A 24,254-nucleotide genomic window follows, 5' to 3' on the forward strand; every position below is an offset into this window, starting at 1 on the left:
TTCCAGCTTAAGTCGCGCAGCCGTTCATGGCGAGGGCCTCCGCCAGTTCAGGTACCCGGCGGAGGCGAACGCGTATTGGCAAATTGAAGCGCGGCAGCTGGCCTGGGCCGTCAGTGCATTGAAAGCGGCAAACGGATCCGGATCATAGCGTTATTGGCTTCAAAATCGCCTTCGCCCAGACCGATCATCGAGACCTCGCCCGAGATGCGGCCACCATTTGCCATTTCCACTGTCAGACCCAAACGCGCGTCACCCCGCAAATGGCCGAGCGTTTGCAGTGTACCGGCAGCGTTGAACACATCGGCATCATCATAATCGTAGAGGGCCGTCACATTCAGGTAGGGCTCGACATAACCGCCAGCGGCATTCTCGAACCGATATGCCACTTCAGGCCCGGCCGAAAGGCGCCCGATCGTGATGGTCTGACCGGGAATGAAAATGCCAAGCGTGTCGGTGTAGGAGTCCTGGCTTTCGTGGAAGTAAGCTAGGCCGACACCTGGCGTGACCCGCCATCCTCCGTGCAGGATATCGCCGGCCAGATTGGCCTCGATCAACCAGCGATCCGTCTCGAAGCTGTCGGTATAGGTTCCAATCGGATTGACCGAATTGTCCGACCGCCCCCAGGCCGCACGCAAATCGAGATAGGTGCGGTCCGAAATCCGCGCGACCATATACGGGCCGGCCATCCAGCCATTCCCTTCAACCGCACTATTCCAGTCGCCCGTCGTCATGTCGGTCTGGTCGTACTGTAGCAAAACACCGGCGAGCACATTCGCGGAGACCATTATATCCGTCCCGACATGCACGATTGAGAAATCCGCATCCGAACCCAGGCCTGCCCGGTTGTCCGAGACACTTGCGACACTGGCCTGCATCCAGACATCAAGGCTGGACAAGCCGGTCCGGCCATTCAGCGAGAAGCGCTCAGCGCCCGGCTGTTGCGGTTGGCTCGCCTCGGCTGCCTGACGCAGCGCGCCCAGGCTCGTCGACATTTGTGCATTCAGGCGTCCGTCGCGGAAATCAGCAGCAAAACTGTTCGGCGTCGCCGAGCTCCGGTCGCTACGCATCCGCCCGGCTAAACGCGGGCTATTGGTCAGGATGAGATCGGCACGCGTAGCCATGAAGTTACGGATCGCAGACAGGGTCACTCCGCGGATATAGTCCTCATTCCGCCGATTGGCGAAGGTACAGACCATGTTCTCCTCGGCGTCGAGGTCGATCGTGACCTGACCGCTCGCGAGATCATAGATATTGCCGCCGTCCAGATCGCCGGTGCAGGACAGGGATGCGAGGTCCCAGCCTTCCGACGCCAACTGGGTCAGGACATAGCTCCCGCGAAGAACGTCATTGACGGTAGTGCTGGCACTACCACCGGCCGTCAGGACGGTTTGCCCGTCCAGCGCCGTGAGTGTCGAGGTGTAGGAGAAGCTTCCCTCCCCCTCTTCCGGGGCCGTTGTTCTCGTTATGATCGTCAGATCACCCAAGCGCGGTTCGATTGCAATGTTCACCGGTATCTCGAGCGTTTCCAGCGCATTGGCCTTTCTGCCCCCACCGCGCTGAGACGGCGGACTGACTTCGACCACCGTGATCGTTGCAGTGTAGGAGCCCGGGGCCAGGTCCAGGACGGCCGCGGTAAAGCTGACCGTGAACTCGAGGCTCCCGGTCGCAGGAATTGAACCTGAGGTCGGGTCGATCACCAGCCAGGGCTGGTCAGTCGATGCGGTGAAGTAGAAGGCTTCACCGCCGACGTTTTGCAGATCGAAACTGCTGGTGGCGCTGGTCGGATCATCGGTCAGCGTCGGCAGCTCGATTGTGACGTCAGGAATCACGGTCTCATCGACATCCGGCTCTGCGATCTGGGTGAACTCACAAGTCACAGAGTCCGTCGGCCCCAGTGTCACTGTCGCGCTGCCCGTTGCAGAGTCCAGGACGGATGTCCCGCCGGTGCAGCCGATCGCATCAAGATTAAACCCATCGACTGCGGCCGCCGTGAAGGTATAGCTACCCTCGACCAGGTCATTAAAGCTGGTCACGCCAGCCTGGCTAACTGTAGCGACGGAGAAGTCGCCAAGATCACCACTGAAGTCGAAACTTCCATCTGTAGCCCCGGTGATGGCAACGGCAACGAACAAAGAGCCGCGGCGCATTTCAACGCTGAGCAGGTCGGCCACCGGACTGTCCGGCAAGGCATTACCCGCGGCATCCGCGGCTGCAGAAACCGTGACATCCACATCCGCAGCCACCTGGCCGCCATCGGTTACGCTATAGGTTGCGGTGTAGACGGTGTCACCCGCCGAGAAAGCGCCACTATCAAGCGACAATGTTGCCGAAAGGTCCGTCGAGAAAGTGAAAACCGGCGCCTGGCCCGGATCCATGGCTTCGCTAAACGTGGCCGTAAGGGTGAAACTTCGGCCCACATCCTCGACTCGAAGATCGGCATCCGACACGGCAAGGCTGTCCAGCCCGGGCAAGCTCAGATCGGCATCCACTGCGAACTGCGTAGCGGCCACATTGGCGTTTCCGGCCGCGTCCTGAACCGAATTGGCGGCCAGATTGACCGTCACCGATCCACTTGTTGCCGGCGTGACATCGACTGTGTAGCTGTTGCCTGAGCCGGCCAGATTGGCGGCGCTGCCATTGCCGACGGTGAAATCGGCCAACACCAAGCCGGTCACGTCCTCGGAGAAGTCCACAGAAACCGTGAATGTCCCGACTTGATCGATTGCCGGACCGGCAAGGGAGACCATCGGGGCTGTTTCGTCATTCTCGATCGAGAATTGCGCCGCCGCGACATTGCCATTGCCAGCGCCATCCTGGGCGGCGTTGCCGGCTACATTGACGGTAACCGTCCCGTCAGCCACTGGCGTAATCGTGGCAGTGTAAACGTTCGCACTGATTGCGGAGAAGCTCGACGCAGCACCATTTCCGACCGAGAAGTCGCCCAATGCTAAGCCAGTGACCGCTTCGGAGAAGGTCGCGGTGATTATGAAGGCACCGGATACCGGATCTGCAGAGCCAGTTGTCAGCACCACTGCCGGCCCGGTTTCGTCATTCTCGATCGAGAACTGGGTTGCTGCTGTACTGTCGTTGCCAGCGCTATCCTGAGCGGCACCGCCCGCGACATCAACTGTCACCGTGCCATCGATGGTCGGTGTGATCGTCGCCGTGTAAACTGTCGTGCTGGTTGCCGAGAAGTTCGAGGCTGATCCATTGCCCACAGACAAATCATCGACAGCAAAGCCTGTGACGGCTTCCGAGAAAGTCGCTGTGATTGCAAAGGCGCCAGAGACTGGGTCTGACGAGCCTGTTGTCAGGGCCACGGTCGGAACCGTCTCGTCATTATCGATCGAGAATTGCGGTGCAGCGGTATTGTTATTGCCCGCCGCGTCCTGCGCGACAGCGCCGGCGACATCGACCGTTACCGTACCATCTGCCGCTGGCGTGATGGTCGCTGTGTAAACGGTCGCACTGGTCGCTGAGAAATCCGACGCCGTGCCGTTTCCGACCCCGAAGTCAGCTAGCACAAGGCCAGTGACGTTTTCGGAGAAGGTCGCCGTGATCGTGAAGGCTCCCGAGACCGGATCAGCCGATCCGGTTGAGAGGGCCACGGTCGGGGCTGTCTCATCGTTTTCGATCGTGAACTGGGTCGCCGCCAGGCTGGCATTGCCGGCGCTATCCTGGGCCGCGCCTGCTGCCACATCGATCGTGACCGAACCGTCGCCAGCCGGCGTGATGGTCGCCGTATATGCGGTGGCGCTGGTCGCCGAGAAGTTCGACGCCGCACCATTGCCAACCGAAAGATCACCCAGCCCGAAGCCGGTCACACTTTCAGAGAAGGTCGCTGTGATCGTGAACGCACCGGACACCGGATCTGCAGAGCCAGTCGTCAGCACCACTGCCGGCCCGGTCTCATCGTTTTCGATCGAGAACTGGCTTGCTGCCGCATTGCCATTCCCCGCGCCATCGTGAGCGGCACCCGCCGCCACATCGACCGTTACCGTGCCGTCAGTGGCCGGTGTGATCGTGGCGGTATATACCGTCGTGCTGGTCGCCAAGAAATTCGACACCGACCCGTTGCCGACTGCGAAATCGTCCACAGCAAAGCCTGTGACGGCTTCTGAGAAAGTCGCCGTAATCGTAAAGGCGCCGGAGACCGGATCCGAAGAGCCGGTGGTCAGCGTAACAGTCGACAACGTCTCGTCATTCTCGATCGAGAATTGCGTTGCCGCGGAATTGTCATTGCCCGCCGCGTCCTGCGCGACAGCGCCGGCCACATCAACCGTTACCGTGCCGTCAGCGGCCGGTGTGATCGTTGCGGTATATACCGTCGCGCTGGTCGCCGCGAAATCCGAGGCCGACCCGTTGCCGACCGAGAAATCGCCGACGGCAAAGCCGGTGACACTTTCCGAGAAGGTCGCGGTGATCGTGAACGTACCGGAGACCGGATCAGCCGATCCGGTGGACAAGGCCACAGTCGGGAGCGTCTCGTCGTTTTCTATTGAGAACTGTGTCGCCGCAGCATTGCCATTGCCCGCGCCGTCCTGGGCAGCATTCGCCCCCACATCGACCGTCACCGAACCATCCGAGGCCGGTGTGATCGTCGCAGTGTAGACTGTGACACTCATGGCCGCGAAATTCGACGCCCCACCATTGCCAACCGAGAAGTCACCCAGTCCGAAACCGTTGACGCCTTCGGAGAAGGTCGCGGTGATCGTGAACGCACCGGACACTGGGTCCACAGAGCCGGTTGTCAGCACCACGGTCGGAACGGTCTCGTCATTCTCGATCGAGAATTGCGTTGCTGCCGTACTGTCGTTGCCAGCGCTATCCTGGGCGGCACCGCCCGCGACATCAACTGTCACCGTACCATCTGCCGCCGGCGTTATTGTCGCCGTGTAGACGGTGGCACTGGTCGCCGAGAAGTTCGACACCGCACCATTGCCAACCGCAAAATCCCCGGCCGCGAAGCTGGTGACATCTTCTGAGAAAGTCGCCGTGATTGTGAATGTACCCGCAATGGGGTCGGCGGCGCCACTTGTCAGCGCCACTGTCGGAACGGTTTCATCATTCTCGATCGAGAATTGCGTTGCAGCAGCATTGTTATTGCCCGCATCATCCTGAGCGACAGCGCCAGATATATCGACCGTGACCGTGCCGTCGGCGGCCGGCGTAATCGTGGCGGTGTAGACTGTGGCACTCGTGGCCGCGAAATTCGACGCCGCTCCATTGCCAACCGAGAAGTCACCCAGTCCGAAACCGTTGACGCCTTCGGAGAACGTCGCCGTGATTGCAAACGCACCGGAGACCGGATCAGCCGATCCGGTCGAGAGGGCCACTGTTGGGGGTGTCTCGTCATTTTCGATGACAAATTGGGTCGCAGCCACATTGTCATTGCCGGCGGCATCCTGAGCTACGCCGGACCCGACATCCACCGTGACGGAACCGTCAGCCGAAGGGGTCACAGTAGCGGAGAAGTCACCGCCGCCATTATCGGAAAAGGCCGAAAGAGCCCCATTACCGACGCTGATATCGCCCACCAGAAAGCCAGTAACCGCCTCACCGAAGTCGACAGTGAGCGAGAAGGCGCCGGACACCGGGTCCGCGGAACCGGTTGAGATCGACGGTGTTGGCCCGGTCAGATCAAGCGCAACTGTATTGGTGACAGCTGTCGCGGCATTGCCGGAGGCGTCCGTGAGGACGACACTGACGGTCAGCGTACCTTCATTGAGACCGGAAACATCGACCCCGGAGACCTGGAATTCAGACGGGTCCCCCGCAGCGGGAATAGGGATATTGCCGGTTCCGGTGACGTTAGCGCCACCGCCATCCGACGAGATTGTATAGCTGTAATTGGTCAGGGTTTCCGGGTCATCGATCGTAAATGACGCGGCCGCATAGTTTGATGCCCCGTAAAGCGCCGCGTCGAACGCGACAGTATGACCGGAGGGCGCGATATTGTCGGTGCCGACACCCATGATGCCAAACAGGAACGGGGCCTCGTCTCCATCATCATTGGCGATGGAAACCGTCGCATTTGACGCACCCGCTATAGCGGGATCAAACAAAATTGTGAACGTCGTCGAATCGCCCGCCGCCACGGTCGTGGCAGGTTGAGCGGTGACCGAAAAATCATTTGACCCTGAAATCGAGACGGCCTCGCTGCCAAGCGTGAGGGCGGCGCCGCCATCATTATTGATGGTGAAGGTGGCAGACGCGGCTCCGCTGTCCGCCGCCAAGCTGCCGAAATCCGTTCCATCCGCAACGGATGGCGATGCGTCTGCGTAGGCGATATTGATTGTGTTACCAGCACCCGCCACGCGAATTTCCGGCAAAACGGTTCCCACGCCAGCAATGGCAAAATCATAGCTCGCCTCATCTGCGTCATCACTGGTGACAGTGACAGTCGCGGCGCGCGATGCAGCGACAGACGGATCAAACCCAATTGTAAAAGTCGTGGTCGCACCCGGCGTAACGCTGGCAGCCGGGGCTGAAGTAATGGAAAAATCCGCCATATTCGCACCCGAAAGCGCGACGTTTGTGATCGTCAGCGTGTCTGTGCCCAGATTTTCAATTGTGAAGGTCCGCGAGGAGGTACCAGCTGTCACATCGGTGGGCACGAATTGGGTATGGTCCGCCAGGCTCGGCGAGACGTCCCCATCGACAATCGAAACCGAATTACCTTCAATATCAATCTCCGGGTCGCCGGCCACCGCGTCGAATGTGAACGTGTTCGACAAGGCGTTATCATCGCCCTCAGCATCCTGAACGACAGCCGCCGGAAGGAAAACCGCGACCGCGCCGGTACCTACGGGCGAAACGGTGAGCGTCCAGTCAGAGCCAGACCCGGAAAGTCCGTCCGACGTCGCATTGGTGAGGGCGAAATCACCGGCGACAAGATCGGTGATCGGCTCACTGAAGCGGACAGCGATATCACGGGAGAACGCTACGCCGAGATCATCTGTATCGCCTGAAATCGTGACGCTGGGCGGAGTGCCGCCCGGGACATTGACGTCAAAGCTGTCAGACGCGGGATCAATCGTCACAGCACCATCGTCGGAACGGGTCGCAGTCAGATTGCCGGTTGTATTTGTGTAGGTTCCATCAGCCGCGCCCGCAGGGACGCTGAGCGTGACGGTGAAGGTACAAGAGCCCTCGGATGCCAAGTTTCCACCCGTCAGCGACAGGACACTTGTTCCGGTCAGACTCGAACCGGCACCGCAAACATCCGACAGCGGCGTCCCCGTGGCAGTCGCACTGCTCAACATGGCGTCGAGGTCATCCGTGAACGCGATGCCCGTTGTTGTGAAAGCACCCGTCGCTGCAATGAAAAACTCAACGTCGATTGTGTCGCCCGGCGCCACTTCGTCGTCCGCGAAGGTTTTGGTGAACTGGATCGTGCCACCGGCTCCCTCGGCGAAATCAACGGTCAGGACGTCTGCAGCCTGCGTGTCCGTGTAGCTATCGACGCCGAGATTGTAGTTCAGCGCGGTCGTACTGAAACCGTAATTGCCGGCTGCAAGCGCGTCATCAATCTCAATCGGCAGGTCAAATGAACAGCTGCCGCCAGACAGAAGCTCCATCGAGCTGAACCGAACAAACGTGTTGGCACTAAACAAAGTCGCAGTCGAACTCGCACCGCAAGGCAGGGCAGCGGGCGCGACGCCGACAAAGTCGGTGCTCGACGAGGCATCAATGTCGAGGTCAAATTGGCCGGCCGTCAGGTCGTCGGCAGAATTATTGGTGATGGTAAAACGCAACGTCGCCTGATCAAGCGGGTCGACCGGATTCGCCACGAAGACTGCCGTGAAGTCGACATCATCCCGTGGATCACCATCAACATCGTAGACCACGCTGTAGACACTTGAAGCGGTATTGTCGTTGCCGGACTGGTCGACCACGGTCGCAGCAGGCAGTTGAACGGTAATCGGCGTACCGGCACCAGTCGGCGTCACCTCGATTGTGACCGAGGAAACACCGTCTCCCGTTTGAGCGGCGTCCCCTCCCAGGTCGGCGAAGGCAACAGTTGCATTCGCGACGACAAGATCGCTCACCGCGAAGCCGTCAATCGTCTCCGAATACAATCCAAACTCGAGGAAGCTGATATCAATGTTGAACGGTGCATCCACCGGTCCGCCCGGCCCTGTAATAACTGGCGATGGCGCGGCAGTATCGAGGCCGACCTCGATATTGAAATCGTCCCAGTCGCGATCAATCGCGCCAGAAGTGGAGCCGGTGCCCGTTATATTACTTGGAGACGCCACATAGGTGTTCGAAGCGCTCGACGCAGGCGTCGACGCGGGGATCGAAACCGAATAGCGGATGAGGCATTGGCCAACCGGGTCGACGCTGGACACAGAAACCAGCCCCAAACCGTTGGACGAGACCTCTGGAGTCCCGCAGTTAAAGGTGGAAATCGACCCGAGATCGAGACGCGCACCCGCCAATACCGCGCCGTAATCCACGGTAAATGTGAAGCCTGTAAGGGTCTCTGATCCGTTCCCCCAAATAGTGTGGCTGATGAATGCATTTTCACCCGGGTCGATCCGCGGCTCATCGCCGGTCTCGTAAGTAGCGCTCGAGGCAGTCACGAAAAACTGCGCTGACGCATCGGAGGCCGCCAGGGCGCCACCCGCCAGGCCGGCCGCAAGAAGAGCCGCCAAGCGCACGGGCGCAATTCTGGGTATCGCTATACTGGATTTTGCCTGACCGGCTCCCCGCGACGGAAACTCAGAACGGCCAAAGATCGAAACAAAACCCAAGATATCGCGCATATTTTCCCCCGTGCAGACGCGCCAACAGTGCGCCTAACTCCCACTTACCCCAGACGGATTGGAACACCCCCGCCAACGAAGCTGATTCACGGTACAACTAAAGCCTGAAAGAACAAAGCCAAATCGGGCCTGAGCGGGAACTATTACCCGGGAGATGTCAGACAAAAACGGGTCGATCTCGCATGACCGGGTCTGACCCTACTTTTGGCCGCGAGCTGGCGCCATTCGACTAGGTTCTGTACCCATAAATTGGTGCTGTCAGACTAAACCGGACTGGTCTCGAAAGACATTCTTTGCCCCTGACTCAGGCCACGAGTTGGCGCCATTCGGCCAAGGCGACGGAGCGGTTTTCCTTGAAGTCGGGTCGCGAGTAGAGGTGGCGCTCGAGGCTGAAGTGATTGTGGATGGACGATTGGACGGTGGCGAACTTCTGGAGGCTTTTCGGGCGCCTGAACTTGCCCATGGTTTTCTCTCGGCGCCGTAGGGGCTGGTGCGAGTTTTCGGCCCGGTTGTTGCGCCACCTCCCGGTCTCCTGGCGGCCCACAACCCCCAGCTCCCGAAGCGCTGATTTGTAGCTGCGCAACTTGTCGGTGACCACCACTTCCGGGCGGCCATATCGCTTCATCGCCTTGCGCAGAAATTTCAGCGCTGCCTTGCGATCACGATGCTTGGTGACATACGTCTTCAGCACCTCACCTTCGTGATCGACGGCCCGCCAGAGGTAGCGGAGCTCGCCGTTGATCCGAACGAAAACCTCATCCAGATGCCAAGTCCAATTTGAGTAGTGCCCATTCTGAACGCGGCGCTTGCGGATCGATTTCGCAAACAGCGGTCCGAAGCGGTTCCACCAGCAGCGAACCGTCTCGTGCGTGATGTCGATACCGCGCTCGTGGAGCAAATCTTCCACGTTCCGAAGCGAGAGCGGGGAACGGATATACATCATCACCGCCAGGCGGATGATTTCGGGCGAAGTCTTGAAGTACCGGAACGGATTACGCATCGGAGAACGCTACGAAACAGGGACTCGGCGCTCAAGCGATTCTCCTCTGACACTGCCCCGGTGGGCCATATCGCGCCCGGATCGCCGAGACACCCAAGTCTCCATGCAAGGAAAATTCCGCGAAGGCCCGGAACCACAGCGGGAAATGCGCGGCGCCATTTTATCTAATTATTTCAAGAAGATATGTGGCGGAGAGAGAGGGATTCGAACCCTCGGAACGCTTGCGCGCTCAACGGTTTTCGAGACCGCCCCGATCGACCACTCCGGCACCTCTCCGCGGGGAAGCGGGGTTTTGACTGACTGGTGAGACAAAATCAAGAGGCGGATGCGGTCGCTGCGCTTGCGGGCACAGCAAAACCTGCTTTTGCCAACCTCCCAGTCTCCTACTAAGCTCATCGCCAACAACACACTAACGGGGTTCACGATCATAATGACCAGGTTCAACATCAAGACATTTGCAGGCCTGCTTGCCGTCGCAACGCTCACGGCGGTTGCGGGCTGTGCCACCACCGCTGACGATGAAGTGGCCGAAGCCCTTCCCGATCACGGCCTCACAAGCGACGGGGATCGCTTCACCTGCCGACGCATCCAGGTTACCGGAACACGGCAGCGGGAGCGCATCTGCTATACCGAAGCCGAGTGGGAGGCCTATCAGGAGCGTGTCCGCCAGGGTGTCGATGCTGTCCGCAACGGAGATCGCGGCGACGCTCGCCCGGCCGAGTTCGGCGGCCCGGGCGAGTAACGGGGCCAGCGTCGCTGGATTCCGTGAAGCAGACTTGATTGACTCTCAAGCGGGCATGCGTATAACGCCCGCTCCTGCTCGCGCGGCCTGCCGTCGCGGGCCCATAATTCATGAACAACGCTCCGGGCATACGGGGTGAAGAAAAAGGACCCGCCGGCCAACAGGATCAGGATGATCCCGCGGTATCGGACGGATCGGACAAAAGGATAGAACGATCATGTTTGCAGTGATCAAGACCGGCGGTAAGCAATACCGCGTTGCCGCTGGCGACGAAATTCGCATCGAGAAGCTCGAGGGCGCCGCTGGCGATACGCTCGACCTCGGTGATGTGCTGATGCTCGGCTCGGAAGCCGGCGTCACGGTTGGCTCGCCGACCATTGATGGCGCCCAGGTGATCGGCGAGCTGCTGGACACCAATCGCGCCCGCAAGATCATCGTCTTCAAGAAGCGCCGCCGCCAGAACTACCGTCGCACCAAGGGCCACCGCCAGTGGGGCACGGTCGTGCGGATCGCCGAAATCGTCGCACCGGGCGAGAAGGCCAAGACCGCGCTGAAGTCGACCACGGCTGAACCGAAAGCCGCTGACGCGCCGAAGGCGAAAGCCAAGGCTGCCCCGAAGGCCGAAAAAGCTGCTGCACCGAAAGCTGAAAAGGCTCCGGCCAAGAAAGCCGCAGCGCCGAAGGCCGCAGCCGCCGACGCACTGACAGAGCTGACGGGTGTGGGCCCGGCCCTCGCCACCAAGCTGAATGAAGCTGGCATCACCACGTTTGCGCAGGTCGCAGCCTGGACCGAAGCCGACCTGGACGCCCTGAGCGAGACCATCACGGGTCTCAAGGCCAAGGCAGAGAAAAACGACTGGATCAACGCCGCCAAGGCGCTGGCCAAGTAATCGGAGGACTGATCAATGGCTCACAAAAAAGCAGGCGGTTCATCCCGTAACGGTCGCGACTCCGCAGGTCGCCGCCTTGGTGTGAAGAAGTATGGCGGCCAGGAAGTCATTCCCGGCAACATCATCGTGCGTCAGCGCGGCACCAAGGTGAATCCGGGTGCCAATGTCGGCATGGGCAAGGACCACACCCTTTTCGCGCTTACCGAAGGCCGCGTGGTCTTTGCGAAAAAGTCCGGCGGCAAGGCCTTCGTCTCGGTAGAGCCGATTGCCAAAGCAGCAGAATAAGCGGTTCGCACATATCCGGACCGTGTCTTGAACAGGCAGGGTCCGACAGCGCCAGACGCGTTAAAGGGGAGACGGACCACCGCCTCCCCTTTTTATTTGTTCCCCCCGCGAGGAGAGGCTCATGGGCCCGCGGATTGAAACAGAACGCCTGGTGATGCGGCTTCCCGAACTGGGAGACGCCGAGAACATCTCGACCTATCTGGGCGATTATGACGTGGCGAAGAACACCGCCCGCGTTCCCCACCCCTATCCGGCCCTGGCGGCCGAGATATGGGTGCTTGTGACCCGCGCCAGCTGGCAGCCGGGCGGCAATGTCTCACTTTCGGTGGAAATGGATGGCCAGGTTGTTGGCGGTGGCGGTGTGTTCAAACGCACGACCGACGCGGACTGGGAGATCGGCTACTGGATCGGCAAGCCCTGGTGGGGTCGCGGCCTGGCAACGGAAATGGGGCGCGGGCTGATCGGTCATGCCCGCGACACGCTGGGCACGCGCCGTGTGATAGCCGGATACTACACCGACAACCCCGCCTCTGGGCGTGTGCTGGAAAAGCTGGGCTTCGCCCATGAAGGCCCGGGAATCCGCGCTTTCTCGATGGCCCGGATGGGACCGGCAGACATGCACGAATTGTCACTGGCGCTTTAAGTGAACATTGGGCCGTACCAGCGGCGATCGTTTCGCTGCACTCGCAAACCTCGCCGACCTTTCAATTTCCGGGATTGAAACAGACTTGATGCCTCACATCAGGCTGAGCGTGTCCGGTCACTGTTGTTTCATCGATATGCCCCAGAATTTCGCCTAACGATCCTGCGCCGTCATAAACTCGATAAGCGAGGTTGTGCCACTGCCATCAAGATCGTCGCCTCGTCCCATTGTCCACCAGTCGCAATCAGAACACTGATAGCTGAGTTCCGTGTAAGATGTCAGTTGGCGCAATTCGACATCAGAGAGCCGTGGCAGAGACGCCGCCAACGCGGCTTCAGCTGGGCATTGCGGGCGAACGCCAAACCCGTCGACCGGACGTATGCCGGGACTTGTTGTGGTCGAAACGCTCTCGAAACGCGTTCCATGTACGCCGTTGATTACGCGCGGCTCAAGGCGGTCTGCGCGATCAAGAATACCGTCTCCGTTACGGTCCATTTGCCCGAACGTGTTGGTCCAGCGAGCGAGCAAAGCGTCGCTGAATTCAGTGGGGGTGATCTGGCTGTCCAGATCCCGATCAAATGCCAGGAATTCGGCATCGCGCATCATTTGATCGCGCTCAGCGAGGTCGGCCCAGCAAACGTCGGAAACCTGATTGGCGTGATCGACAAAAACTCTCGGGTCGAGATCAAAAAATTCGAACATTGATAGCAACGCCGCGCGCCGGGCGGGCGTTACGTCAGGTCTGTCGCTTGCGAATACAGCGCGGGCGTCTGGATATCTGGAGCGGTACTCCGCTCTGTCGATCAGCTGATCGCGGTTCACGTCGATCCGGCGAAACTCCGCGAACCCCCAGACGCGCTCTTCCGGCGAAGCATTGAAAACTCCGGTAACCGCAACAAACACCCACGCACCCAACGCGGCTCCAACGAAAGCAGATGAAATCATGATCGGACTCCCTGGCAGTCGCGCCATCGGGCCGAAATTGGCATAGGCGCGCATGGCGTCGCGAATGACCGAGCTCGCCGACCGGCCCGCCGCACGACAGACCTCAAGAAAAGCCGCCTTCTCCTCGGGAGAGACGCGGACTTCAAGCATGCCCGTCTTCTTCGACGGACGCCTCCGGTTCGGTTTTTGCTCAGTCATTCGACCATCATGGAAGCCTGCACATCGCACTGTTTTCCAGCGTTTTCGCGTTCATACGCCGGAACATTCGTGTGTGGACAAGCGCCTTTCACAAAGTTTGTACGGACGGACCGATGCAAACGGCAGCATGATTTTCCGCAAATGCGTGCCGGGCACGGCTTCCCCGGCACGCACCCCGCTTATCCCGCCTCAGGTGCAAGCTTGAAGTCAAAGGCGGTGCCCTGATCCGGCAAAACGGTGCCTGTCGGGAAACACCAGTCACGCAATGCAGCGACCGCCGCAGTGACAAAGGCGTCATAGCCTTCAGGCGCATCCGGCCGGATGTTTGTCGCGCGGCCCTCCGCCGTCTGGTCAAAGCGGAGCGTGACCCGTATTCCCTCCGGCGGTACGGCAAGCCCGTCCCCGGCCGCTCCGACCGGCCAGATTGGTGCCCGCCGCTCCACACCGCCAGAACACACAGGCCTTTCGGTCGTGACAGGCTCCGTCGCGGTCGACGGCTGGCCCACCTGCAACACGCCGGCGAGCGGCAACATCAGCATCATCGTCATGATCATTCTCTGTCTCCCTGGTTTCTCGTGGATACGACGCGCATGAATGCGCATCGCCTTGCGAATGATCATGCTGGCCGAATGTCCGCTTGCCACGCAGGCCGACAGGAATTCGGCCTTGTCTTCCGGTGCGACCCTGACTTCAAGCATCGCAGTCTTCTTCGGGTATCGCTTCTTCGTCCGCATGATCACCTCGGGATTTTCACGGCAGCGCCGGGCAGGACCAGGGGAAACGGGTTCATACTGTTCGCGTTTCGTGTCCGGACCCTGCGATTTGAACGTGTGGACGCGACCTCTGCAAGAAAAGCCGTGTCCGGACATCGTATTCCACGGCAGAAACGCACTGATTTCCGCCCATTTTGCCTGTATAGACATCCCGAAACGACTGTAAGTCCGAGAAAGCCCGTATCATGAAATTCCTCGACCAAGCCAAAGTCTATGTTCGCTCCGGCAATGGCGGCGGCGGCTGTGTGTCGTTCCGGCGTGAAGCCTATGTCGAATATGGCGGGCCGGACGGGGGCGATGGCGGCAAGGGCGGCGATGTCTGGGTGGAGGCCGTCGAGGGCCTCAACACGCTGATCGACTATCGCTACAAGCAACACTTCAAAGCCGATACCGGCATGCACGGCATGGGCCGCAATCGCACCGGGTCCGGCGGCGAGGATGTAGTGCTGCAGGTGCCCGCGGGCACCCAGCTGCTCGACGAGGACAAGGAAGAAATCCTCGCCGACCTGACCGAAATCGGACAGCGCGTGCTGCTGGCGCGCGGCGGTGATGGCGGCAAGGGGAATTCCCATTTCAAGACCTCGACCAACCAGGCGCCGCGCAAGACCATTCCCGGCTGGCCGGGCGAGGAGCGCTGGATCTGGCTGCGCCTGAAGCTGATCGCCGATGTCGGCCTGGTCGGTCTGCCCAATGCCGGCAAGTCGACCTTCCTGTCGGTCGTCAGCAAGGCCAATCCGAAGATTGCCGCCTACCCCTTCACGACGCTCTATCCCAATCTCGGCGTTGTGGATCTGGGCCCTGGCTCACGCTTCATCGTGGCCGATATTCCCGGCCTGATCGAAGGCGCCCATGAGGGTGCCGGGATCGGTGACCGCTTCCTCGGCCATATCGAACGCTGCGCCTCGCTGATCCACCTGATTGACGGCACACAGGACGATGTCGTCGCAGCCTACAAGACGGTACGCGGGGAGCTGGAGGCCTATGGCGACGGCTTGCCCGAGAAACAGGAAATCCTGGCGCTCAACAAGATCGACGCCATGGACGAGGCGATGGTGGCCGAGAAACGCGCTGAACTCGAAGCGGCCAGCGGCAAGACCGTCATGACGCTTTCGGGTGTCTCAGGTGATGGCGTCAAGGCTTTGTGTGGCAGCGCCTGGGACATCGTATTGCAGAACCGCCGCGCCGAAAAAGCTGCCGCCGAGGCGGCTGAAAAGGGCGAGGAGGGTTGGGCGCCGTCATGATGCGACCCGGCTTCGACGCGGCACGCTGCATCGTGGTCAAGGTCGGCTCCAGCCTCTTGCAGGCAGGCGACGCCGTGATCGCTGCCATCGTGTCCGACATCGTTGCCCTACGTGGCCGCGGCAGGCGGATCATTCTTGTCTCCTCAGGCGCCGTCGCCCTTGGTCGGACCCGGCTCGGACTGCCCGCGGGTGATCTGAGCCTTGAGCAAAAACAGGCCGCCGCTGCGGTCGGGCAACCGCTGCTGGTCGGGCTTTGGGAGAGCGCCTTTGCAACCCACCAAACAGTAACCGCCCAGGCCCTTCTAACACTCGACGTGACCGAGAACCGGCGCAGCTGGCTCAATGCGCGCGCGACCCTTTCGACCCTGCTTGATCTCGGCGCGATACCGATCGTCAACGAGAACGACACCATCGCCACTGATGAGATCCGCTACGGTGACAATGACCGGCTTGCAGCCCGGGTTGCTCAACTGGTCGGCGCCGACCTGCTGGTTCTGCTTAGCGATATCGACGGTCTGCATGAAGCCGATCCCCGACTGGCTCCTGACGCCCCGGCCATTCACGACATCGACGTGATCGACGACCGGATCCGGGCGATGGCCGGCGACGCCGGCACTGGCGTGGGCACAGGCGGGATGCGAACCAAGATTCTGGCCGCTGAACTGGCTGGCGGATCAGGCTGCGCAACTGCCATCACGCTCGGTTCCGCCGACACGCCCCTGCTTGCGCTGGCAAGGCCGGATCACGGGTCCTGGTTCCACCCGGCCGGCACTTCGGCCAATGCCCGCAAGCGCTGGATTTCCGGCGTGGTCAGCCGCAATGGAGCGGTCCGGATTGATGACGGCGCGGCCTCGGCCCTGGTGCAGGGAAAATCCTTGCTCCCGGTCGGCGTCCAATCCGTCGAAGGTCAGTTCGAGCGTGGCGAGACCATTCGAATTCTGGGGCAGGACGGGCGTTTGATCGCCCGCGGCGTCACCGCCTACAATGCCGACGATGCCCGCCTGATTGCCGGTTGCCGAAGCGACCTGGCCGGAAGGCGGCTCGGCTATCGCCGCAGTGCCGCCCTGGTTCACGCCGACGACATCGTAGTGGCGGGGACAGCGGGGGATGAACGATGATGCGGGGCCGGGCATTGCGCGGCGAGGGCCTGGGCCGCGGCATGTGTGTCGGCCTGTTCGGGGGCAGTTTCGACCCGCCCCATGAGGGCCATCTGCATGTTGCACGCACAGCCTTGCGCCGACTTGGGCTGGACCAAGTCTGGTGGCTGGTCTCGCCGCAAAACCCACTCAAGGGAGCACCGGCCGACGACTTCACCAGGCGCTACGCTGCGGTCAGCAAACTGGCCCGGCAACCCGGCATGCGGGTATCCGATATCGAAACCCGCCTGGGCTCGACCCGGACCATAGATCTGCTGAACCACCTCAAACACTCGCATCCAGGCGTCCGGTTTGTCTGGATCATGGGCGCCGACAATCTCGCCGGCATTCATCGTTGGGCCCAATGGACCCAGATCTTCCAGGCCTGCCCTGTCGCAGTGATTGCGCGACCACAGGATGCTGTGCGGGCTCGTCTGTCCCACGCCGCCCGGCAGTTCGCGAGCTCACGCATTCGTGAAAGCATGGCCACAGCCCTGCCCCTGCAAACGGCTCCTGCATGGACCTATCTGACAGAGCGGTTACACTCGCACTCCTCGACAGCGCTCCGCGCGCGCAACTGACCCTCCAATCGACGCCAACAGGACGATACCATGCACGACCGGGTCTCCGGCCGCCCGAACGGCCACGCTGCGCTTGCCTTCTTTGATGACCAGCACCCGCCCGCGGGGGACTTCCTCGCCGATGTGCTGGACGGGTTTTCCCGCCAACCCAAACAATTGGCGCCAGTCTATTTCTATGACGCGGCGGGATCAGCGATCTTTGACGAGATTACCCAGTTGCCCGAGTACTATGTAACTCGGACCGAACTTGCCATCCTGGACCGTATCGGACCGGAGCTTGCGACCCTGGCCGGGCCAGGAGCCGTGGTCATCGAACCGGGTTCCGGTTCCAGCGTGAAAATCCGCAAGCTGCTCGACTCGCTGTCTGACCCCGCCTCCTATGTCGGGCTGGATATTTCCGGCAGCCACCTGGAGGCCGCCTGCCTCGAGATCGCAGCAGCCTATCCCGAGCTGCAGGTTGGCGCGATTTGTGCCGACTTCACCCAGGGGCTCGATCTCTCGCACCTGCCGCTGGAAGACGGTCGGCGAGTCATTTTCTTTCCCGGCTCCACGGTCGGCAATTTCGAGCCGGACGGCGCCCGGCAACTGCTCGCCGGTTTCCGCCAGGCGATGCGGCCGGGAGATGCTGTCCTGATCGGCACGGACCGTGTGAAGGATCCGGCCCGTCTGATCGCTGCCTATGATGATGCTCAGGGGGTCACGGCCCGGTTCAATCTCAACCTGATCCACCGGATCAATCGGGAACTCGACGGCACGATCGACCCGGACGGCCTGTCCCATCGGGCCGTCTGGAACGCTGACCAGTCCCGCATCGAAATGCATCTTGTGGCCGATCAGGCCCAGGAATTTCACGTTGCCGGCCGGACCTTCCAACTGCGCGAAGGTGAAAGCATCCACACGGAGAACTCCCACAAATTTACGCAAGAAAGCTTCACTTCCCTTGCAGAATCAGTGGGTTTCAATGTCCGGTCGACCTGGTCAGACGATGCTGACCTGTTCTCGCTTCATTGGCTCGAACCCACCGCCAAAGCGTGATATAGATGATCATTGTGTTTGGATGACAGAGAGGACTCTGACCCTGTCTACAGAATTATCGCGCCGCGCTGAGCAAGAGACGGCTGCTGCCGTTCGCGTCACCGGCGATGACGGTCCCACCGAGGCCCTTGAAACCCTGATCCTCGACTCGCTTGATGACGACAAGGCGGAAGACGTCGTCGCCATCGACCTGCGCGGCAAATCATCCATCACCGACATCATGGTCATCGCATCCGGTCGCTCAGCCAGGCACGTCGCCTCGCTGGCCGATCATCTTGTGCGCAAGCTCAAGGATGCCGGCTGCGGCAAGGCCCGCATCGAAGGGACCCAGACCAATGACTGGGTGCTCATCGATGTCGGCGATGTGATCATTCACTTGTTCCGACCGGAAGTCCGGGAATTCTACAATCTGGAAAAGATGTGGTCGGTTGAACCGGACGCGTCGGCTGGCTGAGTGAGGCTTCGCGTCGCCGCCCTGGGCCGGATCAAGTCCGGCCCTGAACGCACCCTGGTGGACGATTATCTTGATCGTGGCACGGCGACCGGCCGGGCCATCGGTCTTGGCCCGTTTGCCGAGAGCGAAATCGACACGCGATCACTCAAGTCCTCCAGCGATGAAAGCCGTGCCCTTGCGGCTGGCCTCGACCCGGGTGCGCGCATCGTGCTCCTTGACGAGCGGGGCAAGGCACTGAACTCGCGGCAGCTGGCCCGGCAGATCGGTCAATGGCGTGACGAAGGGTGCCGGGAAGCTGTATTCTGCATCGGCGGCGCCGACGGACATGACCGATCGCAATTGCCGCAACCGGACCTGATGCTGTCTTTCGGCCCCGCCGTCTTTCCTCACAAACTGGTGAGAGTCATGCTGGCTGAGCAACTCTACCGGGCGGTCTCCATCCTGGCCGGCACGCCCTATCATCGTGATTGAGCGTTAACCGCGAGCGAGCTAGCCTTTCCGCCATGTTGAGTGTTTTCGCCGCCCTGTTGTTGTTGCAGACCCAGCCGGCCACGCCGCCGGATGTCGACGAAGCTGCGCGTCTGGAGCAGGAAGAGCGCGACAATGCAGCCCAGGCCGAGGCCGCCCGCCTGCAGGCTGAGCAACTGGCCGACGAAGTCGCTCTCATGCAGCAACAGCTCGTCGATGTCGGCACCCGTGTCGGCGCCAGCGAAAGCGCCGCTCTGAATGCCGAGCGTGAGCTGGTCCGCCTGGCCGAGATCGAAGGGGGTCTTCTGGCCCGCCTGACCGCGGATCGAGAGACGTTGATCGACATTCTGGCGGCCATACAGCGGATTGAGAGCCAGACTCCGCCAGCAGTCCTCGCCTCACCAGATGATGCCGCAGAGGCTGCCCGGGCGGCCTCGCTGATGGCGGAGGTTGCACCCGCTTTGCGCGAACGGGCTGACCAGATCGCGGATCAATTGACCCAATTGCGCGATGTCCGGGCCGCAATCGAGGCTGAACGTAGTACGCTTGGCGTCGCCGAGCAGGCCTTGTCCGCCCAGCGCCTGGAATTGGAGATGCTGATTGCCGAACGCCGGGCGCTCGAAGCGCGACACCGGAACGAGGCCGTCGCCCTTCTGGAGGCCTCCAGTACAGCGGGGCAACGGGCCCGTTCGATCCGGTCACTGATCAGCGAATTGTCCCGGATGGCCGAAGTGATGCCAACACTCAGCCCGCGCCGCATACCTCCAGACACAACAATTCCGGCCCCGAGACCACGCCCCCCGCGAAATCTGGTCGCCGCCCGAATTCCAAACGCGCCCATGGAAACCCTGCGGTTCGCTGATGCCCGCGGTCGCCTGCGCCCGCCTGCGGCAGGCGAGATTGTGCGTGGATATGGCGAACTGGCCGAAGATGGCACAGCATCTGAAGGAATTTTCATTCGGACGCGGCCCCGTGCGCAGGTAGTATCGCCGTTCGATGGCCGGGTTGAGTTTGCCGGACCGTTCAACACATACGGCGGTCTCTTGATACTCAATGTCGGCGATGGCTACTATGTCGTGCTGGCAGGCATGGCCGTTACATATGCCAGCGTCGGACAGAGCGTGCTCGCCGGAGAGCCGGTCGGCGCAATGTCAGAGAATGCCCAACCGGCATCAGACTTGTATCTGGAGCTGAGACGGAATGACGATGCGATCGACCCGGGCCCCTGGTTCCGGACCTGATTGCAGCCGGGCTTGGCCCATCGCGCTCAAAGGACGCGAGATTGCATGCGTATCAATGTCTTCGCTTCAGTGGTGGCTTTTGCCGTCGGTGCTGTTGCCATCGCAGTTTCCGCTGAAGGTGCCCAGGAAGATCGGTCGGCCAGCTTCCGCCAGATCGAGCTTTTTGGCGATGTCCTGAGCCGGATCGAGGCCGACTATGTGTCGGACACCGATCAGGCCGAGCTCATCGAAGCCGCAATCGAAGGCATGCTGGCCTCACTCGACCCCCATTCGGCCTACCACAGCCCCGATGCCTATGAGGACCTGCGCGTGACAACCCGCGGCGAGTATGGCGGGCTGGGGATGGAAGTGGTCCGGCGCGACCAGTACATCACCATTGTTTCCCCGATTTCCGACACGCCGGCCGAACGTGCCGGCTTGCGGACCAATGACCGAATCATTGCGGTCGACGGCGACGCGATCGTCGGCATTTCCGTTGACGAGGCCGTGGCCCTGATGCGCGGCGCTGTCGGCGACCCGGTCACCATCACCATCGCCCGCGAAGAAGATGACCCATTCGACGTGACGCTGGTGCGCGACACGATTCCGCTTCGCACCGTGGCGACCCGTATCGAGTCCGGCGTTCCCTACATGCGGATTGCCGGCTTCAACGAGCGGACGACCGAAATGGTCCATGAAGGCCTGACCGAGTTGCGCGATGAATTCGGAACCGATCTGCCCGGCCTGATCATCGACATGCGCTACAATCCCGGCGGATTGCTTGATCAGGCGATCGGGGTGACGGATGTCTTCCTCGATGGTGGCGAAGTGGTCTCCACCCGCACCCGGGACCCGCGTGACACACAGCGCTACAATGCCCGACCGGGCGACCGGCTGAACAATGCGCCGATCATCATCCTGATCAATGAAGGCACCGCGAGCGCGGCCGAGATCGTGGCCGGTGCATTGCAGGACCGGGAAAGGGCTGTCCTCGTCGGCATGACGAGTTTCGGCAAGGGCTCGATCCAGACCATCATACCCTTGCGCGGCGGCCGGGATGGCGCCCTGCGTCTGACTACCGGTCGCTATTACACGCCGGCCGGCCGCTCGATTCAGGCAACCGGAATCATTCCCGACCAGCAGATTTCCGCCTGGGCGCTCAGCACCGACGACGAGGCCGAGGCACCGCAGATCGGCTCGGAAGCCGACCTTGATGGCGCGCTCGTCAACGAGAATGGTGATGAACGCGAAAGCACCGACATTGCGGCTGTCGAACAGCCGCCCGTGGATTGGGCGGAAGACGAGGATTATCAGCTGCATCGCGCCGTCGAGCTGCTGAACGCGGCCATGGAAACCCAGCAGGCGTCCCTGCAGCCCTGACGGGGCCCGCCTGGTCGAGGACTACGGATGGAATGGCGGCGGGTTTGATCCCGCCGCCGTTAACCGTTTCTTACAGCACACACAGGCACATTGGAGACTAACCGAAGGCTATCCGGCCTTCAGTCCGGCAACTCCAGACCCGTGCTGTTACGATGTCGTCCGCCATTCTTCGCCACGCTCAACCGCTTCTGACCTTGCGCGCCCCCCTGTTCGCCGGCCTCGCCGCAGCGGCCATGCTGAGCCTGATGATTGGTGGCGTCGCGCTGTTCGGAAATGGCGACATCGCATTGCCGCGGGCCATTGGCGGCGTACAGCCGGCTCCAGTGGAGGAGCAAGTCGCCAGTGATATGCGCGGAGACACCGGGGACCATGGCGCCGCCATTCGCTTCCTCGAGCCCGAGGGAGACGGCGAGGTCAGCCTGTCAGGCGTACGGGAAGACTTTCATGCCCCTGCCGCTGCGACCAGTCGGGAAATCGCCGCGGACACCAGCGGATCCGACCCGGCGGACGCCGAGGCACGTGTAGCCGCGGCAGCAACCAATCCGAACGCGCTCGCGCAAGCGCCCATCGTCGGACTGACGGAACCGGGACCGGGCGGCCCCCTGCCAGTCATAGCAGCGAACGGCACCCGCCCCTCGCGAGCCTATGCGCGGCCCTATCATGGCGACCCCGGGGCACCAACGATTGCCGTCGTGGTCGGCGGAATGGGTCTCAATTCGACCGTGACACAGGCTGCCATCGATGAGCTGCCGCCGGAAGTGGCATTGAGCTTCGCGGCCTATGCTCGCGACCTCCAGGTCTGGATTGATCGGGCCCGGGCCGCCGGTCATGAGGTTCTTATCGAAGCGCCCATGGAACCGTTCGACTATCCCAACAATGATCCCGGCCCGCACACCTTGCTGGCGGACGGAACCGCGGAAGAAAACAGCCGGAGACTGGCTTGGGTGTTGAGCCGGGCGACCGGATATTTCGGTGTGACAAACTACCTCGGAGCGCGCTTTTCGGCATCACAGGACGCGATGCGCCAGGTTTTTGGTACGCTGGAAGGGCGCGGCGTCGCCTTCCTGCATGACGGCGCCGGTCGCCGTTCGACCATCGAGGCCGCCGCCGGCGCCACGGATATCGAATACGCGGTTGCTGATCGGATCCTGGACGAGGATCTGTCACCCGACGCTATCGACGAGCGCCTGCTGGCCCTTGAAGCGCTGGCAATCCAGAACGGCTCGGCCCTCGGCACCGGCTTCGCCTATCCGGCCACTGTTGAACAAATACGCGATTGGGCTGTCAGCCTGGACCTTCGGGGTTACCAGCTGGCGCCGCCATCAGCCGTCATGGCGCGTCGCCGCCTCGAAGCCCGCCTGGCGGCCGAGGCGGATTCCGCCCTGCCGCATGACGAGACAGCCTCCACAGACCATCGCTGGGCACGCGATCCGAGTGACGCCGGGAGCGCTGATGACGGCTATGGCGCGCAGGCAGCCAGCGGTCACTGATGACAACCGGAATGTCAGACCCTTATCCGCATCATCGCGCCAATGTTGGCATTGCCTTGTTCAACCGGGATGGCGAGATCTGGCTGGGCCGGCGTGATGGCACGCCCGGCCCATGGAACTGGCAATTGCCGCAGGGTGGGATTGATGCCGACGAAGACGTCCAGGACGCCGCTCTGCGGGAGCTGGCTGAGGAAACGGGCATCCAGGCCCAACATGTGAGTTATCTCGGCGAGATCGACGGCTGGCTCGCCTATGATTACCCGCCGGAAGTCCGGGAAGACCCCCGCTTCCACAAAAAGCGCCATCTTGGCCAGAAACAACGCTGGTTCGCCTTCCGATTTGAGGGCAGTGAAGCAGACATAGATCTGCAGGCCCACGCCGAAGTCGAATTTGATGCCTGGCGCTGGGGTCGGTTGAGTGAAATTCCTGACCTTATCATTCCGTGGAAACGGGATGTCTATCAGCAAGTTGCCCGCGCTTTCGCGCCATTCAGCAAAGAATAATAGGCAAGATCATTCGGCCGCGCTGACAATCCGGCCCGATCAATCGACCGCCCCTCCACAATCACGGTTTCAATCTGCTCGAACGCCGAGATGGCGATACGCGGGTCCGTACCGAGGATAATAAGGTCGGCATCATGCCCTGATACGATTAGGCCGCGACGATGTCTTGGGGTGCGATACCTGCCGCCTCCCAATCACGCATTTCCCAATACCCTGCGAGGCCGGGCGGCGAGGACCACAGCGCCAGGGTTCCGAAACGGTCAGTGAAGAATGGGGGATGTCCGTCAGCCGCCGGCTGACGACCTATCGAGTTTCTGAGACCCAGCGCCTCATGCTCGAAACGCCAGACCGACCTCTTGTCGATCTCATGCTGGATTGCGGGTTTCAGACTCGATCGAATTTCAACTGCGCCTTCAAAGACTTTACCGGCCAAACGCCGTCAGCCTGGCGAGCAGGACATGAAAAAGGGCCGCACCTGATGGAGCGGCCCTGATCAACCC

19 protein-coding genes and 1 tRNA gene are annotated in these 24,254 nt (G+C 61.4%); 15 read left to right on the top strand and 5 right to left on the bottom strand.

The annotated features are described in order from the left end of the window. Positions 1 to 110: 110 nt before the first annotated feature. The 3 genes from MMAR10_RS14340 to MMAR10_RS14350 all read right to left on the bottom strand — a co-directional run bounded on the left by MMAR10_RS14340 (position 111) and on the right by MMAR10_RS14350 (position 10,047). A complete protein-coding gene (locus MMAR10_RS14340; protein WP_041637044.1) occupies positions 111 to 8,666 on the bottom strand; it encodes an Ig-like domain-containing protein in 8,556 nt (2,851 codons plus the stop codon). Between the two features lie 409 nt (positions 8,667 to 9,075). Further along, positions 9,076 to 9,771 (bottom strand): IS6 family transposase, encoded by a 696-nt coding sequence (locus tag MMAR10_RS14345; RefSeq protein WP_011644708.1) that lies wholly within the window; start codon positions 9,769 to 9,771, stop codon positions 9,076 to 9,078. A gap of 186 nt (positions 9,772 to 9,957) precedes the next feature. Continuing rightward, a tRNA-Ser gene (locus tag MMAR10_RS14350) sits at positions 9,958 to 10,047 on the bottom strand. A gap of 154 nt (positions 10,048 to 10,201) precedes the next feature. Between MMAR10_RS14350 and MMAR10_RS14355 the strand changes: the two genes are divergently transcribed. From MMAR10_RS14355 to MMAR10_RS14370, 4 genes are all read left to right on the top strand, one after another. After that, positions 10,202 to 10,513, top strand: a complete 312-nt coding sequence (locus tag MMAR10_RS14355) for a hypothetical protein (RefSeq protein WP_011644709.1) — start codon at positions 10,202 to 10,204, stop codon at positions 10,511 to 10,513. Positions 10,514 to 10,730: 217 nt separating this feature from the next. Next, positions 10,731 to 11,402 (top strand): 50S ribosomal protein L21, encoded by a 672-nt coding sequence (locus MMAR10_RS14360; protein ID WP_011644710.1) that lies wholly within the window; start codon positions 10,731 to 10,733, stop codon positions 11,400 to 11,402. A gap of 15 nt (positions 11,403 to 11,417) precedes the next feature. Then, complete coding sequence (gene rpmA / locus MMAR10_RS14365) at positions 11,418 to 11,687, top strand: 50S ribosomal protein L27 (protein ID WP_011644711.1); 270 nt, start codon at positions 11,418 to 11,420, stop codon at positions 11,685 to 11,687. Positions 11,688 to 11,808: 121 nt separating this feature from the next. After that, positions 11,809 to 12,330 carry a GNAT family N-acetyltransferase gene (locus MMAR10_RS14370; protein ID WP_011644712.1) on the top strand — a complete coding sequence of 174 codons (522 nt, stop codon included), beginning with the start codon at positions 11,809 to 11,811 and terminating at the stop codon, positions 12,328 to 12,330. 153 nt (positions 12,331 to 12,483) lie between these two features. On the opposite strand, the gene MMAR10_RS14375 is transcribed toward MMAR10_RS14370, so the two are convergent. Together MMAR10_RS14375 and MMAR10_RS14380 are read right to left on the bottom strand one after the other, a co-directional pair. Then, positions 12,484 to 13,473, bottom strand: a complete 990-nt coding sequence (locus tag MMAR10_RS14375; RefSeq protein WP_041637046.1) for a hypothetical protein — start codon at positions 13,471 to 13,473, stop codon at positions 12,484 to 12,486. Between the two features lie 179 nt (positions 13,474 to 13,652). After that, on the bottom strand, positions 13,653 to 14,396 hold the full coding sequence (locus MMAR10_RS14380; RefSeq protein WP_011644714.1) for an energy transducer TonB: 744 nt from the start codon (positions 14,394 to 14,396) through the stop codon (positions 13,653 to 13,655). Positions 14,397 to 14,431: 35 nt separating this feature from the next. Here MMAR10_RS14380 and obgE point away from each other — a divergent pair, with 35 nt between their 5' ends. The 11 genes from obgE to MMAR10_RS17355 all read left to right on the top strand — a co-directional run bounded on the left by obgE (position 14,432) and on the right by MMAR10_RS17355 (position 24,247). Continuing rightward, positions 14,432 to 15,487, top strand: coding sequence for a GTPase ObgE (obgE, locus tag MMAR10_RS14385; protein ID WP_011644715.1), 1,056 nt, complete (start codon positions 14,432 to 14,434; stop codon positions 15,485 to 15,487). Continuing rightward, positions 15,484 to 16,605, top strand: a complete 1,122-nt coding sequence (proB, locus tag MMAR10_RS14390; RefSeq protein WP_011644716.1) for a glutamate 5-kinase — start codon at positions 15,484 to 15,486, stop codon at positions 16,603 to 16,605. The genes obgE and proB overlap by 4 nt, the downstream gene beginning before the upstream one ends. After that, positions 16,602 to 17,204 (top strand): nicotinate-nucleotide adenylyltransferase, encoded by a 603-nt coding sequence (locus tag MMAR10_RS14395; protein WP_011644717.1) that lies wholly within the window; start codon positions 16,602 to 16,604, stop codon positions 17,202 to 17,204. Before proB ends, MMAR10_RS14395 begins: the two co-directional genes overlap by 4 nt. A 30-nt stretch (positions 17,205 to 17,234) precedes the next feature. After that, positions 17,235 to 18,239: an L-histidine N(alpha)-methyltransferase gene (gene egtD / locus MMAR10_RS14400; RefSeq protein ID WP_011644718.1), complete on the top strand. Its 1,005-nt coding sequence runs from the start codon at positions 17,235 to 17,237 to the stop codon at positions 18,237 to 18,239. A gap of 22 nt (positions 18,240 to 18,261) precedes the next feature. After that, positions 18,262 to 18,693: a ribosome silencing factor gene (gene rsfS, locus MMAR10_RS14405; RefSeq protein WP_011644719.1), complete on the top strand. Its 432-nt coding sequence runs from the start codon at positions 18,262 to 18,264 to the stop codon at positions 18,691 to 18,693. Continuing rightward, positions 18,694 to 19,164: a 23S rRNA (pseudouridine(1915)-N(3))-methyltransferase RlmH gene (gene rlmH / locus MMAR10_RS14410; RefSeq protein WP_011644720.1), complete on the top strand. Its 471-nt coding sequence runs from the start codon at positions 18,694 to 18,696 to the stop codon at positions 19,162 to 19,164. A gap of 32 nt (positions 19,165 to 19,196) precedes the next feature. After that, on the top strand, positions 19,197 to 20,402 hold the full coding sequence (locus MMAR10_RS14415; RefSeq protein ID WP_011644721.1) for a murein hydrolase activator EnvC family protein: 1,206 nt from the start codon (positions 19,197 to 19,199) through the stop codon (positions 20,400 to 20,402). Positions 20,403 to 20,447: 45 nt separating this feature from the next. Further along, positions 20,448 to 21,761 (top strand): S41 family peptidase, encoded by a 1,314-nt coding sequence (locus tag MMAR10_RS14420; RefSeq protein ID WP_011644722.1) that lies wholly within the window; start codon positions 20,448 to 20,450, stop codon positions 21,759 to 21,761. Between the two features lie 152 nt (positions 21,762 to 21,913). Then, entirely contained in the window at positions 21,914 to 23,251 is a 1,338-nt protein-coding gene (locus MMAR10_RS16500) for a divergent polysaccharide deacetylase family protein (RefSeq protein ID WP_011644723.1), read from the top strand. 11 nt (positions 23,252 to 23,262) lie between these two features. Further along, positions 23,263 to 23,754 (top strand): RNA pyrophosphohydrolase, encoded by a 492-nt coding sequence (locus MMAR10_RS14430; RefSeq protein ID WP_041637913.1) that lies wholly within the window; start codon positions 23,263 to 23,265, stop codon positions 23,752 to 23,754. 166 nt (positions 23,755 to 23,920) lie between these two features. Continuing rightward, on the top strand, positions 23,921 to 24,247 hold the full coding sequence (locus MMAR10_RS17355) for a helix-turn-helix domain-containing protein (protein ID WP_418904041.1): 327 nt from the start codon (positions 23,921 to 23,923) through the stop codon (positions 24,245 to 24,247). The last annotated feature ends 7 nt before the right edge of the window (positions 24,248 to 24,254 follow it).

Source organism: Maricaulis maris MCS10 (assembly GCF_000014745.1).
GTDB classification, from domain to species: Bacteria; Pseudomonadota; Alphaproteobacteria; order Caulobacterales; family Maricaulaceae; genus Maricaulis; species Maricaulis maris_A.

Bases quoted from the DNA above. Each gene is read 5' to 3' on its own strand.
- egtD (WP_011644718.1), top strand. From the start codon at position 17,235: ATGCACGACCGGGTCTCCGGCCGCCCGAACGGCCACGCTGCGCTTGCC.
- MMAR10_RS14420 (WP_011644722.1), top strand. From the start codon at position 20,448: ATGCGTATCAATGTCTTCGCTTCAGTGGTGGCTTTTGCCGTCGGTGCT.
- MMAR10_RS14415 (WP_011644721.1), top strand. From the start codon at position 19,197: ATGTTGAGTGTTTTCGCCGCCCTGTTGTTGTTGCAGACCCAGCCGGCC.
- MMAR10_RS14370 (WP_011644712.1), top strand. From the start codon at position 11,809: ATGGGCCCGCGGATTGAAACAGAACGCCTGGTGATGCGGCTTCCCGAA.
- MMAR10_RS14395 (WP_011644717.1), top strand. From the start codon at position 16,602: ATGATGCGGGGCCGGGCATTGCGCGGCGAGGGCCTGGGCCGCGGCATG.
- MMAR10_RS14355 (WP_011644709.1), top strand. From the start codon at position 10,202: ATGACCAGGTTCAACATCAAGACATTTGCAGGCCTGCTTGCCGTCGCA.
- MMAR10_RS14360 (WP_011644710.1), top strand. From the start codon at position 10,731: ATGTTTGCAGTGATCAAGACCGGCGGTAAGCAATACCGCGTTGCCGCT.
- MMAR10_RS14380 (WP_011644714.1), bottom strand. From the start codon at position 14,396: ATGTCTATACAGGCAAAATGGGCGGAAATCAGTGCGTTTCTGCCGTGG.
- obgE (WP_011644715.1), top strand. From the start codon at position 14,432: ATGAAATTCCTCGACCAAGCCAAAGTCTATGTTCGCTCCGGCAATGGC.
- rpmA (WP_011644711.1), top strand. From the start codon at position 11,418: ATGGCTCACAAAAAAGCAGGCGGTTCATCCCGTAACGGTCGCGACTCC.
- MMAR10_RS16500 (WP_011644723.1), top strand. From the start codon at position 21,914: ATGTCGTCCGCCATTCTTCGCCACGCTCAACCGCTTCTGACCTTGCGC.
- MMAR10_RS14375 (WP_041637046.1), bottom strand. From the start codon at position 13,473: ATGACTGAGCAAAAACCGAACCGGAGGCGTCCGTCGAAGAAGACGGGC.
- MMAR10_RS14345 (WP_011644708.1), bottom strand. From the start codon at position 9,771: ATGCGTAATCCGTTCCGGTACTTCAAGACTTCGCCCGAAATCATCCGC.
- proB (WP_011644716.1), top strand. From the start codon at position 15,484: ATGATGCGACCCGGCTTCGACGCGGCACGCTGCATCGTGGTCAAGGTC.
- rsfS (WP_011644719.1), top strand. From the start codon at position 18,262: ATGACAGAGAGGACTCTGACCCTGTCTACAGAATTATCGCGCCGCGCT.
- MMAR10_RS14430 (WP_041637913.1), top strand. From the start codon at position 23,263: ATGTCAGACCCTTATCCGCATCATCGCGCCAATGTTGGCATTGCCTTG.